The sequence below is a fragment of the Streptomyces sp. P9(2023) genome (genome assembly GCF_032436795.1).
In the GTDB taxonomy this organism is placed as follows: domain Bacteria; phylum Actinomycetota; class Actinomycetes; order Streptomycetales; family Streptomycetaceae; genus Streptomyces.
Map to the genome: position 1 here is coordinate 18,687 of NZ_JAUPWM010000035.1, position 14,892 is coordinate 33,578.

The 14,892-nt window shown below is 71.0% G+C and carries 12 protein-coding genes and 1 tRNA gene; 4 read left to right on the plus strand and 9 right to left on the minus strand.

Annotated features, from left to right (window positions below; genetic code table 11):
• The first annotated feature begins 103 nt into the window (after positions 1 to 103).
• Together glpR and Q5762_RS29975 are read left to right on the plus strand one after the other, a co-directional pair.
• Entirely contained in the window at positions 104 to 1,192 is a 1,089-nt protein-coding gene (glpR, locus tag Q5762_RS29970) for a gephyrin-like molybdotransferase receptor GlpR (RefSeq protein ID WP_315895401.1), read from the plus strand.
• A 96-nt stretch (positions 1,193 to 1,288) separates the two neighbouring features.
• Positions 1,289 to 1,365 (plus strand) — tRNA-Ala (locus Q5762_RS29975).
• On the opposite strand, the gene Q5762_RS29980 is transcribed toward Q5762_RS29975, so the two are convergent.
• The 9 genes from Q5762_RS29980 to hemA form a co-directional block, all read right to left on the minus strand.
• Positions 1,344 to 2,621: an MFS transporter gene (locus tag Q5762_RS29980; protein WP_315895402.1), complete on the minus strand. Its 1,278-nt coding sequence runs from the start codon at positions 2,619 to 2,621 to the stop codon at positions 1,344 to 1,346. The genes Q5762_RS29975 and Q5762_RS29980 overlap by 22 nt on opposite strands.
• A complete protein-coding gene (locus Q5762_RS29985; RefSeq protein ID WP_315895403.1) occupies positions 2,621 to 4,474 on the minus strand; it encodes a phenylacetate--CoA ligase family protein in 1,854 nt (617 codons plus the stop codon). The genes Q5762_RS29980 and Q5762_RS29985 overlap by 1 nt, the downstream gene beginning before the upstream one ends.
• A gap of 79 nt (positions 4,475 to 4,553) precedes the next feature.
• Positions 4,554 to 5,747: a PLP-dependent aminotransferase family protein gene (locus tag Q5762_RS29990; protein ID WP_315895404.1), complete on the minus strand. Its 1,194-nt coding sequence runs from the start codon at positions 5,745 to 5,747 to the stop codon at positions 4,554 to 4,556.
• A complete protein-coding gene (locus Q5762_RS29995; RefSeq protein WP_315895405.1) occupies positions 5,747 to 6,355 on the minus strand; it encodes a hypothetical protein in 609 nt (202 codons plus the stop codon). The genes Q5762_RS29990 and Q5762_RS29995 overlap by 1 nt, the downstream gene beginning before the upstream one ends.
• A 68-nt stretch (positions 6,356 to 6,423) precedes the next feature.
• Positions 6,424 to 7,443, minus strand: coding sequence for an NADP-dependent oxidoreductase (locus Q5762_RS30000; RefSeq protein WP_315895406.1), 1,020 nt, complete (start codon positions 7,441 to 7,443; stop codon positions 6,424 to 6,426).
• Entirely contained in the window at positions 7,440 to 8,678 is a 1,239-nt protein-coding gene (locus Q5762_RS30005; RefSeq protein WP_315895407.1) for a hypothetical protein, read from the minus strand. Before Q5762_RS30005 ends, Q5762_RS30000 begins: the two co-directional genes overlap by 4 nt.
• Positions 8,675 to 9,634: a 3-oxoacyl-[acyl-carrier-protein] synthase III C-terminal domain-containing protein gene (locus Q5762_RS30010; RefSeq protein WP_315895408.1), complete on the minus strand. Its 960-nt coding sequence runs from the start codon at positions 9,632 to 9,634 to the stop codon at positions 8,675 to 8,677. The genes Q5762_RS30005 and Q5762_RS30010 overlap by 4 nt, the downstream gene beginning before the upstream one ends.
• The gene (locus tag Q5762_RS30015) at positions 9,622 to 10,476 is read right to left on the minus strand and encodes a TauD/TfdA family dioxygenase (protein WP_315895409.1); all 855 of its coding nucleotides are present in this window, start codon (positions 10,474 to 10,476) and stop codon (positions 9,622 to 9,624) included. Before Q5762_RS30015 ends, Q5762_RS30010 begins: the two co-directional genes overlap by 13 nt.
• 105 nt (positions 10,477 to 10,581) lie before the next feature.
• Entirely contained in the window at positions 10,582 to 11,796 is a 1,215-nt protein-coding gene (gene hemA, locus Q5762_RS30020; protein WP_315895410.1) for a 5-aminolevulinate synthase, read from the minus strand.
• A gap of 344 nt (positions 11,797 to 12,140) precedes the next feature.
• Between hemA and Q5762_RS30025 the strand changes: the two genes are divergently transcribed.
• Together Q5762_RS30025 and Q5762_RS30030 are read left to right on the plus strand one after the other, a co-directional pair.
• A complete protein-coding gene (locus Q5762_RS30025) occupies positions 12,141 to 13,127 on the plus strand; it encodes a LuxR C-terminal-related transcriptional regulator (RefSeq protein WP_315895411.1) in 987 nt (328 codons plus the stop codon).
• A gap of 480 nt (positions 13,128 to 13,607) precedes the next feature.
• The gene (locus Q5762_RS30030; RefSeq protein ID WP_315895412.1) at positions 13,608 to 14,849 is read left to right on the plus strand and encodes a M48 family metalloprotease; all 1,242 of its coding nucleotides are present in this window, start codon (positions 13,608 to 13,610) and stop codon (positions 14,847 to 14,849) included.
• Positions 14,850 to 14,892 lie beyond the last annotated feature (43 nt).

Genomic DNA, 14,892 nt, shown 5'->3' on the forward strand with positions numbered 1-14,892 from the left:
GATCTGAACAATCACAAAAAAGTTCAGTGATATCAGCCAGATCGTGCGACACACCGGGCCAATTGGCCGATGCCCGTATCGGAACCCCTCTACGGTGTGAGGCGTGAGCAGCAGCGGCCTCATCTACGCAGTCATCGTCGGGGCCTGGGCCGCCTACTTGGTGCCGATGTGGCTCCGCAGGCAGGACGAGCTCAACGAGGCCCGTCCGACGGAACGCTTCAGCACCGCCATCCGGCTGCTGTCCGGACGGGCGGGAATGGAGCGCCGGTACGCCAAGGAGCTGAAGGACCGGGAACCCGACGCGGACCCGGACGCCGAGACCGAGCATTTGAGCTCGGTCGACGTCCGGGCCTTTTCCGCGCCCGCGGCCAGGACGGAAGCCCGCCTGGAGGTCCCGGAGCCGGAGCCCGAACCCGTACGGGTGTCCGGCCGGGCTCCCGTACGGGCCCCCGTACGCCGGCCGCCCTCCAAGGCGGCCGTGGAGCGGGCCCGCCGCGGCAAGGTGCTCGCCCGGCGCCGTCGGACCACGGTCGTCCTCTTCCTCGCGTTCACGCTCGGCGCGGTCGTCGCCGCGGTCGGTGGCCTGGCGTTCCTGTGGGCGCCGGCCGTCCCGGCAGCCCTGCTGAGCGCGTACATCGTGCATCTGCGGACGACCGAGCGGCGCCGCTTCGTGTACGTGATGGACCGTCGGCGCGCCGAGGCGGCGGCGGCCCGGCTGCGGGAGAACCGCCCGCGCCGCCAGGCCGCGCCCGCCGAGCCGGAGGAGGAACCGGCCCGCCCCGAACCCGAACCGGCCCCCGAGGTCTCCCCGCAGGAGGCCGACCGCCGCGCGCTCGTCGAGCAGACGGACCACGCGGAGTGGGTGGACCAGCAGCGCGAGCGCGGCCCGGCCCGCGGCGACAGCTGGGAACCGGTCCCGGTCCCGCTGCCCACGTACGTCACCGCCCCGGTCGCCCCGCGCGCCACGAGCGGCATCGACATCACCGACCCGGAGACCTGGAGCTCGGCCCGCTCCTCGACGGCGGCCACGGAGGCGACCCCGCCGGCCGCCCCGGCACCGTCCCCGGCCGTGACCCCGAACCCGGCGCCGCGGCAGCGCACGAACCCGGGCCGGGGCCGCCGCGACCACGGCCGCACCCCGCTCTTCGACCAGTACGCGGACGACGACCGCCCCCGCGCGGCCAACGAGTGACCGTCGGCCGCGGGCTCTCCGGAGCCCGCGGCTGACCTGCGGGGGAACGGATTTCCATGCACCCCGATCGGGATGCTAATGTTTCACACGTCGCAAGGGCCTGTGGCGCAGTCTGGTAGCGCACCTCGTTCGCATCGAGGGGGTCTGGGGTTCAAATCCCCACAGGTCCACCAGCGTCAACGAGATCCCGTCCGGTCGAAAGATCGGACGGGATCTTCGTCGTTTCGGCGGGCTTTCGATAGGCGCGGGCCGCCCAGGCGGCGGCCAGGGCGAAGAGGAGCATGGCGGCCGCGAGGCTCCAGAAGCCCGCTCCGAGGGAGGCGGCCGCGGAGCGGCCGACCAGCGGCATCAGGACGGCCGTACCCAGGCCGATGGAGAGCAGCCGGAGCGAGGCCATCTTGCCCTTGTCGCCTTCGTCGGCCCTCTGCTGGAGGGTCGTGAGCAGCCACGTGAGGCTGTTCAGGTTGGCGAAGCCGGCCAGGAAGAAGGCGGCGAAGTGCACCGCGCTCGACCCGCCGAGCGCGAGCGCGGCGGCCGCGCCGGCCTGGCAGAGCAGCCACAGCGGCAGCAGCCGCTGGGAGACCAGCCGGTCGGTGAAGACCGAGGCACTGATCATGCCCACCGCGAAGGTGGCTTCCAGGGCGGCGATGTACCAGCCCTGCCCGCCCTGGGAGTTGTCGGCCAGCGGGACCACCAGGGTGCTCAGGCCGTGGGCGAAGACGAAGTCCCCGGCGCACAGGGCGATCAGCAGGAAGACGATCTTGTCGCCCCGGTAGCGGCGCAGCATGAGCCGCCACTCGCCGACCGTGCCCGCCACCGCCGTGCCCAGCGTCCGGGCCGACAGCGGTGAGGTGCTCTCGGCTCCGGTGAGGCGCATACGGCTCACCACCAGCGCGCAGCCCAGCGCCATCGTGGCGTCCACGAGCAGTGCCTGCTGGGCGGTGCCCCAGGTCAGGATCAGGCCGAGCAGGGCCATGCCGCTGAGCGCCCCCGCCTGGAACGCCACCCCGATCAGGCTGTTGAACCGGGTGATGTGGGTCTGGTCCACATGGTGCGCGGTGAGCTTGAACAGGGCCGATCGCTCGACGTTGTCGAAGACGGCGAGGAGTACGGCCACCGCCACCATCCAGGGCACGGCGCCGTCTCCGGGCATCGACGCCAGCAGGACGATCAGGAGGACGGTGACGGCGCGGCCGATGCCGCAGGCCACGTACACCCACTTGGAGCTGACCATGTCCACGAGCGGCCCGCACACCGGCAGGACGCAGAAGGCCGCCACGCCTTGGAGGGTGAGGATGAGGGCGAAGGCGGCCGGGCTGCCCGTGCGGGTGTAGAGCAGCTGACCCATCGCCAGGGTGTGGATGCCCACGCCGACGCTGGAGAGGGAGATGACGCCGAGCATGGTGCGGGCCACCGGGTCGCGGAACATCAGACCGTCACCTCCAGCCGGCGGTCGATGACGGTCTTGACCTTGCCGCTGACGGCGTTGCGGGGCAGTTCGCCCTCCGCGTGGCACTCGACCCTGAGCTCGTACAGATCGAGGGCGGCGTCGAAGTCCTGGTAGTCGCCCAGCACGTCGAACCTGGAGGTCAGCAACGAGCGCACCTCGTCGGCGCCCAGCGGGCGGGGGGACTCCGTACGGATCGTGAGGCACTCCTTGCTGCTCTCCGAGGAGACCTCGACCTGGAGCTGGGAGACCTGGAGGGCGGCGAGCACGTCGTATATCTCGTTGTAGAGGACGGTCTCGCCCTTGAAGCGGATCAGCCCGTCCGAGCGGCCCAGGTACTCCAGGACCTTGCCGGAGACCCCGCAGGCGCAGGTGTGGTGGAAGATCCGTCCCATGTCACCGATGCGGTAGCGCACCAGCGGCCCCTCGAACTTCTGCAGGCAGGTGACGAGCAGTTCGCCGACCTCTCCTTCCGCGACCGGCGTGCCCTGGTCGTCCACGACCTCGATGAGGTTGTAGTCGTCGTTGACGTGGTGGAGCGTCCCGCCGAGCGCCGCGCACTGGTGGCCGAGCTGGGCGCCGTCGTTGGCGGCGAGGATGCTGGAGACCACCCGTACCCCCAGCTCCGTACGCAGCCACTCCTTGTCGGTCTCCGTCATGGGGGTGCCGCCGTAGATCACCTTCTCCAGGCGCAGGCCGGGGTGGCGCTGCTTGGCATCGCGCAGCAGCGGCAGGAGCAGGGCCGGCATGCCGAGGACGACATTGGCGCGGAAGCTGTCCACGAGCATCAGCAGGTCGTCCACGGTCACGAACTGGCCGGTCGAGTAGCACTCCACCGGCATGCGGGAGAACTCGCTGAACGTGGTGGTCAGGCCGCCGTACATGCCGCCGCCGAAGAGCGTGTTGACGATCCGGTCACCCGGCTCGACACCGAGGTCGTAGAGCACCGGCACGGCCTCGCGGACCATGTTGTCCCAGTCGCCGCGCGCGTACACGATGTAGCGGGGGCTGCCGCTGGTCGCTCCGGAGCGCAGGACCTCGCCGGTGGGCATCCCGCCGCTGCACAGATCCCGGCTCGCGGGCAGCGAGCGGGCTTCGAGGGTGGGCTTGTCGAGGACGGGGAACCGGGTGAGGCCGGCCGGGCCGGCCACCGTGGGCAGCGCCGCGTAGTGGGGTGTGCGGCGGGCGCGGGCGACGAGGTAGCGCAGCTTCGCGGCCATCCTGCCCTCGTAGGCCGCCGCGTCCTCGCTGCGGGCCCGGGCGAGCGAGACACCGGGCCGGTGCTCGCGCCGCAGCAGGCTGTGTGCCCAGGGGGCCTGGCAGTCGAGCGTGAGGTTCCCTTCCGAGGGCAGGGCGGGGGCCTGTACGAGGGTCCCGGGCACCTGCGTGCCGGGGGCGGTCACCTCTCCCTCGGGCAGCGGTATGTCCGCCTGGCGTAGCGCGTCCATGACCGAGGTCCACAGCCCCGGCCGCGCGGAGCGGACGACCACCCGGTTGCCCAGGGCCCAGGCGAGCAGCAGGGCGCGCAGCGTCGCGTCGGCCGACCCGGTGGTCGGATCGGCCGACCCGGCGGCCGGGTCGTCGAGGACGACGGTTCCCACCGGGCCCGTCTCCACCACCTCGTTGCTGTCGTACAGCGGTTGGAACGGGTACTGGCTGACGCCGCCCAGCAGGCGGTCCAGGCCCTCGAAGAGCCGGTCGCCGTCGAAGCGCGCGAGCGGGTCGGAGATGCCGGCCTCCGTCAACCCGGCGTGCAAGTCGGTGAGTTGGCCGCTCCGGAGGGAGCTCTCGACGTGTTCGACCGCCAGGAGGAGATCGGTGGGGTAGTGCCTCATGAGGGAGTCCTTGGGTTGGGCGGTCGGGCGGTCAGGCGGTCGGGCGGTCAGCGCTGAGGTTCACGTCGGTGCCGGGGGTTCACCGCCACTCGGCGATCACGGCGGCGAGCCGGCGTACGCCGAGGTCGATCTCTTCCGGCAGGGGGTAGGAGAAGGAGAGGCGGGCGTTCCGGGTGCCCCGGCCGTCGGCGTAGAAGCCGGTCCCGGGGACGAAGGCGACTCCCGCGGCCAGCGCGCGGGGCAGCAGCACCCGGGCGTCGATGCCCTCGGGGAGCGTCACCCAGACGAAGAAGCCGCCGTCGGGGACGGTCCACGACACGCCTGCGGGCATGTACGCGGACAGCGCGCGCAGCATGGCGTCGCGCCGCTCGCGGTAGCTCGTGCGTACCGATGCGAGCCGCTCCTGCCAGGGCTGGGTGCACAGGTAGCGGTCCACCGTCAGCTGGGCGAGGGCCGAGTGGGAGAGCATCGCGCTCTCGGCGGCGAGCACGAGTTTGCGCGTCAGGACGGCCGGGGCGTGCGCCCAGCCGATCCGCAGGCCGGGGGCCAGGATCTTGGAGAACGAGCCCAGGTACACGACCCGTTCCGGGTCGTCGGCGCACAGCGCCCGGGACGGTCCGCCCCCGTAGTGGAGCAGGCCGTAGGGGTCGTCCTCCACGATGAGGACCCCGGCGGCCCGGCAGATGTCCAGGATCTGCCGCCGCCTGCCCGCGGAGAGGGTCACGCCCGTCGGGTTCTGGAAGGTGGGGATCGTGTAGAAGAGCTTCGCGGGGCGCCCCTCCGCCGCCGACCGGGCGAAGGCGGCGGCCAGTTCGTCCGGGATCACGCCGGCCCGGTCCATGCCGACCTGGACGACCTCGGCCTGCGCCGCGGCGAAGGTGCCGAGCGCCGTGACGTAGGTGGGGCCCTCCGCGACGACGGTGTCGCCGGGGTCGAGCAGGACCCGGGCCACCAGGTCCAGGGCCTGCTGGGAACCCACCGTGACCAGGACCTCGTCCGGGCGGGCGGAGATCCCGGCGCTCGCCATGACCCCGCAGATCCGCTCCCGGAGCCCGGGGTCGCCCTGGGCGGAGCCGTACTGGAGGGCCGCGGCGTTCGGCATGCCGCCGGCCAGCGAGACCACCTCCGGCCGGTCGGCGACGGCGAACAGCGACCGCACCTCGGAGGGCACCATCCGCCGGGCGCTGTCGGAGAAGTAGTGCTCCAGCGGGGTGCCGACCGGCTGCAGGGACGTTTCTCTCGGCTCTGCTCTCAGCTCTGCGGGAAAGCGCATCACGGTCTCCTGGGGCGGGTGGCGTCGGGGGTTGTCGCATCGCTCGCGGCATTGGCGAGCAGAGCCGTCGTGTAGCCGCGCAGTACGTCCTGCGGCCGGCGGTGCAGCAGCCGTACGCGGCGGTCCGGGGATCCGGGACCGTCCGGGCTGCGCAGGGTCACCGCCGCGGCGTGCCGCTGCAGGGGGTAGGGATCGGCCGCCCGGGCGTGGAACGCGGCGGGGGCGTCGCGGGCAAGGTCGGCCCATTCCCGCTGTCCGTCGCCGGTGGCGGCGCGGGCCAGTTCGAGCAGCTCCTCGGACCGGCACAGGCCCGGCCGTACGGCGCCGGGTTCGATGCCCTCGGCCGTCGTGGTCAGATCCACGCAGACGGGACCGTCGCCCGCGTCGCCCTCGTCCAGCGTGGCGACCGCGGTCTCCACGGCCCACCGCTGCTCCGCCCCCCGGCGGGGCAGCAGCAGAGCTCCGGAGAACGCGCAGGGCGGATCGTCGGCGGGGGCTCCGAGCGGGCTGCCGACGCGCCATGCGACGACTCTCCATACGGCGCAGATCCGGTGGGTGTGGCCGAGGGAGACGACGTGGAGGTGCAGTCCCGCGGCGAAGGTGGGCATGCCGCTTGTCTCATTTCTTCCGTGGCCACTCCGTGCGGCTCTTCCACGGCCACTCCGTGCGGCCTCGATCAACCCTGGGGAGTCAGCCGTACGACCGACTTGCCGGTGTTCTCACCGCGCAGCATCCCGAGGAAGGCGTCCACGATCCGGTCGAAGCCGTCCGTCACGCCGAGCCGGTCGGAGACCGTCCCCGCGCGCAGGTGCGGCACCAGGAACTCCTCCAACTCCCCTTGCACGTCACGATGGTTGGCGACGAGGAAGCCCTCCAGTCGGCTGCTCTTCTCCACCAGGTCGAAGAGGTTGCGCGGGGCCGCCGGGGCGGTCCCCGTGTTGTACTGCGCGATGGCGCCGCACCAGGCGATCCGGCCGAACTCGCGCAGCGCGCCGATGGCGGCCTCCATGTGCGTACCGCCGACGTTGTCGACGCAGACGTCGATCCCGTCCGGCGCCGCCTCGGCCAGCTGCGCGTCGAGGGAGGGGCCCGCCCGGTAGTCGAACGCGGCGTCGAGGCCCAGCTCCTCGGTGAGCAGGCGCACCTTGGCCGGCGATCCGGCACTGCCCACGACGCGGCCCGCGCCGAGCAGCCGGGCCAGCTGGCCGGCCGCCGTCCCCACGCCGCCGGCCGCCGCCGAGATGAAGACCGTCTCGCCCGCGCGGAGTCGGGCGATCCGGGTCAGGGCCACGTAGGCGGTCAGGCCGGTGCCGCCGAGCAGTCCGAGGAACGACTCGGGCGCGATGCCCTCGTACCGGGGGAGCACCCTGACCTCGTCGGCGGCCACGACCGCGTGGGTGCGCCAGCCGTCCCGGTGGAACACCAGGGAGCCGACGGGGAGTTCGGGGCTCAGGGACTCGACGACCCGGCCGATGGAGCGCCCCTCCAGCGGGGTGTCCAGCTCCCAGTCCCCGTCCATGCACTCGCGCATGTACGGGTCCACGGACAGCCAGAGGTTCTCCACCAGCGCCGTGCCGCTCTCCAGGGGCGGCAGGACCAGCTCGACCTCGGCGAAGTCCTCGGGCACCGGCATCCCGTCGGGGCGCCGCTTCTGCTGTACGGCCCGTGCGATGCGTACGGGGTTCGAGTTGCTCATGCCGCCGGCTCCCTGGTCGAATCGGTCTTCGTCCCGGTCTTCGAGACGGTCTTCGTCGGCCGGGTCGTGACGGACACGGCGCGGGTGCAATCCTGAAGGAAACGGCGCAACCGTGCCGGGTCGGGGTCGGAGGCCTCGATGAAGACCGGCACCTCCCACTCCTGGTAGGTGATGTGGCGGGGCGTCAGCTGTTCCGGCGCCAGGGTGTGGATCCGGTCGACACAGGGATGCGCGCGCACCCACTGCGGCACCTCGGTCTCCCGTACCCCGTCCTCGGCCAGGTGGTGGCCGGGGAAGGCGAGCCAGCCGTGGTGCCGACCGGTGGGCGGCTCGGTCGCCGGCCGTTCCAGGCCGAGCCGGACGGCGATCTCGTGCGAGGGCAGGTGCACCCCCGTGTGGAGCTCGTGCGTCGTGACGACGGCTGCTCCGCCGACCCGGTTGGCGACCTCCAGGAAGACCAGCTCGCCCTCGGGGGTCTCGAAGAACTCCAGGTGGAGGCTGCCCTCCTCGATGCCGAGCGCCGCCACCACCTGCGCGGCGAGGGCCCGGTGGGCCGGTGTGCACGGCTCCTGGTGCGAGCCGAGCGGCACCCCGGAGGCGTACTCGACCGGCTTGTTGACGTAGCGGCTGACCGCGAGGTCGACGAGCCGGCCGTCCGCCACCAGACCGTCGGCGTGCAGGATGTCGCCGTCGATGTACTCCTCGAGCTGGAACATCTCCCGGTCCGGCAGCCGGTGGTAGGCGCTGAGGGCCGCACGGGCCGTCTCGTGGATCGTGACGTCCTCGCTGGAGGCTCCCTGCCGCGGCTTGAGGACCGTGGGGCCTTCCCAGGGCAGCGGCCGGCACGGTGCGGGGTCGGAGACGAACCGCGGGTGGCGCAGCCCGGAGCCGACCAGCGCCTCCTTCATCCGCACCTTGTCGCGGACCCGCTCCAGGCTGTCCAGCGCGGGACCCTCGATGCCCAGGTGGCGGCGTACGTGCCAGGCCTCGGTGATCCCGAACTCCGAGAGGGCGAGCACCTTCTCGTACCGGTCGGCAGGCGAGGTGCGGGCGCACACACCGGCGACCAGGTCCTCGTCCGCGTCGAGGGTGATGCGCTCGCAGGGCAGCTCTTCGGGGAGGTCGGCCATGCGGTGCGGGTGGCCGATGTACGTCACCTGGTGCCGCTCGTGGTCGATGCCCCGGTCGTACGAGATCTTCCGGTACGGCACCTGGTGAATGACGAGGTTCTTCATCCCTGATACTCCAAGGTCGTGATGCCCCAGCTGAACCCCATGGCGCTGGTGGCGAGCATGATCAGATCGCCGGGTCGCAGCCGGCCCGCCCGCTCCAGGTCCCCGAGGGCGATGAGGGTGTCCGCCCCGCCCATGTGGGCCAGCCGGTGGTAGTTGAAGACGCTGCGCTCGGCCGGGATGCCCAGGGTCCGGAGCAGCCGCTCGTGCATGTCCCGGTCGCCGTGGTTGATCAGGAAGTGGGCGATGTCGTCCTGCTCGACCTCCAGCGCCGCCAGCGTCTCGTGCACAAGCCCGGTGAACTGGCGTACGTAGGTGTCGGCGAGACCCCTGCGGTGGGCCGCGCGCCGGATGCGGACGCGGTCGCCGGTCAGCTCGCCGTGGTAGTAGTCGGCCCAGCCGCCGTCGGTGCGCATGGCGGAGTGGAGGACACGGAAACGACCCGCACCGCCTGCCAGCAGCACCGCCGCAGCCGCATCACCGAAGTTGAACAGAGCCTTGGAATCCGGGTCACCGTGGTCCACCATCCGACTCAGCCGGTCCCCCACGAGAACCAGCGCGTACTCGCCCTCGGCCAGCGCCCCCGGCCCGCTGAGGAGCCGGATCGCGGTCATTCCGGCGTTGCAGAAGTTCGCCACCTCGAAGCAGTGGGCGTCCTCGATGCCGAGGCCGTGCGCCACCTTCGCCGCGGGGGACCAGAAGGGGCGGTCCCATTCGCCGGAACCCGCGTAGACGACCTGCCGGACGGCGGAGGGCGCCACGCCGGTCCGGCGGATCACGGTGCGCGCCGCGGTGAGCGCGAGTTCCCAGGCCTGTTCGTCGTCCGCGAGCACCGGGAAGCTCTCGCAGTGCGTGATCCGGACGATGTCCGCGAGGGCCACGCCCGAGGCGGCGTGCATGGCGTGGACGTCGGCCCTCGCGGACGGGAAGCACACGTCGAAGTCGACTATGCCGCCCACTGCTCGCCCTCTTCGATGCTCACCCGGTGCACGGTCCGGGTCGCACCGGGCTCGACCTCGGTCGCCGCGTGGTAGGTCGTCGCCGTCTTCCACACCACCAGGTCGTTGGTGGTCCAGCGGTGCGTGTAGACGTGCTCGGGGTCCTGGATGAGCCCGTCGACGACCGCGAAGAACTCGGCGTTCTCGTTGGCGTCGAAGCCCACCACCGAGTCCATGTACTCCGGGGCGCCGTACAGGTACGGGCGGCCGGTGTACCGGTCCTCCCGGACCAGCGGGTGCTCGGTGGGCGGGTACTGCTGCTCGACCAGGGCCTTGAACTCGGCGATGGAGAGGCCCGCGTGCTCCGGGGAGATGCGCTGGCGCTTGCTCACCGTGTGCAGGGCCGTGCGGCCGGCGATCTTCTCCTTCCACTCCTGCGGCAGCCGGTCGTAGACGTCGAGGGCGCTGGCGTAGAGGGTGTGGCCGCTGGTGCTCGGCACGTCGACCCCGTGCAGCATGGTGTACGGCGCCGGGTCCTTCATGTACGAGGAGTCCTGGTGCCAGAAGTTGCCGACCCGGGCGATGCCGACCGGGCGGTTCGCCTTCATGGCGTTCGAGGAGATCATGATCTCCTCGTGCTCGGGGTGGCGGTATGTGGCCATCAGGAACGGAACGGGCCTGCCCACCCGGGTGGCCAGTTCGATCTGCTGCTCCGGGGTGAGTTCGAGGCCGCGGACCACGAGGAGCTCGCGCCGGTGCACGATGTCGATCAGCTGCTCGAAGACCTCGGGGCGCTGAAGGTCCTCATACGTCGCGCCGGCCACCTCGGAGCCGATGAACGGGGTGAGTTCCTTGATTTCCATGGATGTTTCTCCTCGGAATGCATGCGTGTGGCAATGCGTGTGGCAATGAGATGGGGAATGCGAGTGGGATGTCCCTGTCGGAGAAGAGGTCCGCTGCGGGCGTTCTCACGAACCGTCGAGACAGGTACGCAGGGCGCGTACGAACTCCTCGATCTGGGTCTGGGTGCGGAACGGCGCGACCGTGACGCGGAAGCGTTCGCCGCCCTTGGCGACGGACGGGAAGTTGATGGGCTGGACGTAGATGCCGAACTCGTCCAGCAGCCGTGCCGACACGCTCTTCACGCGCTGACCACCGGGTACGAGGACCGGGACCAGGTGACTCTCGGCGTCGATGAAGTCGATGCCGGCCTTGTGCAGGGCCGCGCGCATGCGGGCCGCATTCTCCCGTAGTTTCTTCCGGAGTTCGACGCCGGCGGCCGACTGGACGACATCGAGACTGCGCTGTGTGGCGTCCAGGCTGGAGCGCGGAATGGTGGTGGTGAAGATGAACCCCGGGGCGTTCGAGCGTACGTAGTCCAGGGCCGTGTCGGGCCCCGCCACATAGCCGCCGGTCGTGCCGACCGCCTTGCCGAAGACGCCCTGAACGAAGGTCGGCCGGTACTCGCCGATCTCCTCGCATATTCCGGCGCCGGTCGGGCCGTTGACGCCGATGGCGTGCGTTTCGTCCAGGTAGGTCATGGCATTGTGACGGTCCGCCAGATCGCATATCTCGTGGATCGGCGCGATGTCCCCGTCCATCGAGTACACGGACTCGAAGACGATGATTTTGGGTCGCTCGATGTCGTACTGGGACAGCATTTCCTCCAGCGCCGCGACGTCGTTGTGCGGGAAGATGTGCTTGCGGTTGCTGGAGGCGCGTATTCCCTCGATCAGCGAACGGTGGTTCAGCGAGTCGGAGAAGACCACCATGTCGGGTACGGCGGAAAGCAGCGTGCTCAGCGTCTCGAAGTTCGCCACGTACCCGCTTGTGAAGACGAGGGCGCGGGGCCGGCGGTGCCACTCGGCGAGGCGCCGCTCCAGCTCGACATGGGCCTCGCTGGTGCCGGCGATGTTGCGCGACCCCCCGTTGCCCGTCCCGTGCCGCCTCGTCGAGGCGATCTGGGCCTCCATGACCTGGGGGTTCTGGCTCATGCCCAGGTAGTCGTTGGTGCACCACACCTGGATGCGCCGCCCCTTGTGGATGGCGTGACCGGGCTGCTCCGCCAGGTATGAACAGGGTGTGAAGTCCCTGTAAAGCCCGGCGGATTTCAGATCCGCCAGACGCTCGCCCAATCCGTCGAACACGGACAGGGCCTGGGTGTCGATGGGAAGTGCCGACATTACGCCTCCTGTAGCCGAAGGGAAGGGGTGCGGGAGCCCGTGAAGGGGCCCGGCATCAGCCCCACTCCGGGTCGAGCGGCAGGGCGGCGATCGAGACGGTTTCGGCTGCGCTCGTGGTCTCCCCCTCGGTTTGGACGGTCAGGGCGAGGGCCGCCAGAACCGCTACCGCGAAACCACCGAGAACACTGCGAAGTACATGCCTCTTGAGCAGGAGAATCCCCCCTGTTTTTCTGCCGGGCCGTGTTGTTCCGGCCCGTGAGAAGAATCATGACCGGCCGTTCTCGCCCGGCACAGGAAAGTCCTGGAGCATGAACCTGCAACGCCGGAACCAGAAGGATCGACACATGTGCGTAAACAGGGGCGAACCGGGCAATCTCTCGCCTCTTCAGGCCTGCGAAGAGGGCCTGAGCTTCTACGCGGAGGTCCTGGCGGGCCACACGCCGACGGGGGAATGCCCCGAATGCCTGATCTCTCTGGGTCTGCTCCAGCGGCTGGAATCCGGCAGCCTCGTCGCCATCCCCCCGAGCCTGGCCGCCAACACCGTCATGCGCCCCATGGAGGAGGTCATCGAGCGGAGCCAGCGCACGCTCGCCGCGGCCCGCACCTCCATGCACCTGGCGGAGGAGGTCTACCGCGGCAGCACGAGCGCCAACGGCGGCCTCGTCCGTGTCATCCGGGACGCGGACGTCATCAGCACCGCGCTCGCCTCGGCCGTACGGTCCTGCCGGCACGAGCTCCTGACCGCCCAGCCCGGCGGCGGGCGGCCGCAGACGCTTCTGGAGAAGGCGCTCGGCGGCGCGCTGGACGCGCTGAGCCGTGGCGTGGGGCAGCGCACCATCTACCAGCACACCGTGCGCACGCACGGACCCACGCTCTCCTACGTGGAGCAGATTTCCGCGGCGGGCGCCGAAGTCCGCACGCTGGACGAGGTGTTCGACCGGCTGATCGTCTGCGACCGCAGGATCGCCTTCGTACCCGACCCGGCGGAGGAGCGGCGCCACGCGGCCCTGGCCATCGAGCACCCCGGCCTGATCCGGTACCTCGTCGGCATCTTCGAGCACTCCTGGGAGCGGGCGGTCCCGCTGCCCCACACGCCGAGCGACTACCGGCCGGCCCTGCTCGTGGACGAGACCCGCCGGGTGGTCCTGCAGCTGATGGTGAGCGGCTACACCGACGAGTCCATCGCCGGCCGCCTCGGCATGAGCGTCAGAACGGTCGCGACCCACGTACGCAAGGCGTCGGAGCTGTTCGGCAGCCGCAGCCGCGCCCAGCTCGCCTATCTCATCGCCAAGGCCGGCATCTTCGACGAGGACCTGCCGGACGCCGAGTAGCGTCCCGTCGACTGACAGGGGCCGGCCGGTCGGGGCAGGTGTCAGGCCGAGGTGAGCCTGAAGATCACCGTGGCCACGCAGGACGGCGTACCCGCTACTGGGCGCCGTAGCGGTGCCTGCGGACTCGTCCTGATCCAGGACGTTTTGACGTGCCGTGAGACTCTCGGGTCGCGCATCCCGCGAGTGGACGGCGGCCGTTGTGTTGCACCATGATAGGTCGTTCTGCACAGGTCCGAGTGACTGCAGATGCCGGGGGCGGGCGCGGGATCTCGATGTCTCTTCTCTTCCAACCTTTCGCATGCGCAGCGCTCTTGTGGCCCTGACACATATGGCCCGCAGCGCGACTACGCTGCCGCGGTCCCGAAGGGAAGTCCGGTTTGTGACCCGACCAATCCGTACGCCTCGTACGGCGCACAGCCGCAGCCGACGCAGCCACCGGAACAGTCGCAGACACCCCCGGCCCATGGCCAGCAGCCCGGGATGCCTCCGCCCACGTACGGCGGGCAGCAGGGGATACCCCCGCAGCAGCCCCCCGCGTACGGGCAGGCTCCGGGCGCGCCGTACCCGGGGCAGCCTCCCGTCTACGGTCAGCAGCCTCCGGCGTACCCCCAGCAGCAGCCTCCGGCGTACTCCCAGCAGCAGCCCCCGGCGTACCCCGGGCAGCAGCCTCCCGCATACGCCCCCCAGCAGCCCCCCGCGTACCCCCCGCAGCAGCCCGGTGTGTTTCCTCCGGCGGCGCCGGGGTTCGCGCCGTCGCAGCAGGGGCCGTACGGGCCGCAGCCCATCGCTCCCCAGCAGCCGCCCGGCATCATGGCCGCGCCGGGGGAGCCGTACGCCCCCGAGGCCGTCCGGGTCAGTCGGGGGGCCGACTCGACGGCCGTGACGAGGCTCCTCCTGATGCTGCCGAACTTCTTCGGCAGCCTCCTCGTGATCCTGATGGCCGCGTCGCTCATGCCGAGCGGCCTCGACGTGGTGTTCGTGATCGTGTGGCTGGCGTCCGGTGCGCTGGTCTTCTCCCCGGCGGTCGAGCGGGTGCTCGCGAAGATGTTGTTCAGGTGGCGTGAGCCGACCGGTGCCGAACGAGCGGCGATGGAGCCGTTGTGGGCGCGCGTCACCCAGCGGGCCGGTATCAAGAACTCGAAGTACGAGCTGTGGGTGGAGGACAGCGAGGAGATCAACGCCGCTGCCGCCGCCGGACACATGGTCGGTGTGACCCGATGGGCGCTCAAGCTGCCGCCCGAGCGGCTGGAGGCGATCCTCGCGCACGAGCTGGGGCACCACCTCGGCGGCCACGCGTGGGCAGGCCTGCTCGGACAGTGGTACGCGCTGCCCGGCCGGCTAGTGATGGTGCTCGCGCGGTGGCTGCTCCTCGTCGTCGCCGTCGTCGCCCAGGCCGTGCCGCTGCTCGGCTGCCTGGTGGGCCTGGTGTTCGTCGCTGTCGTCCTGGGGGTCGCGTTCGCGTTCCCGCCGATCCTGGTGGTGTTCGTGACGCCGTACCTCCTGGCATGGGCGGGGCGGTCCGGGGAACTGCGTGCCGACCGGAGCGCGGCACAGCTCGGGTACGGGCCCGCGCTGCACGCCGTGTTCAGCGAGTGGCAGGGGGAGGGCGCGGACGACGGTCGCCGCGATCAGAAGGTCCTCGACCGCCTCCTGGCCTCGCACCCTCCGATGCACGAGCGCATCCGTGAGCTGGAGAAGTTCGCCGGAGCGATCGGCCACTGAGCAGCTCCGAGAGCCGAGCCCGTTCCTCATCGACCAGGAGTCG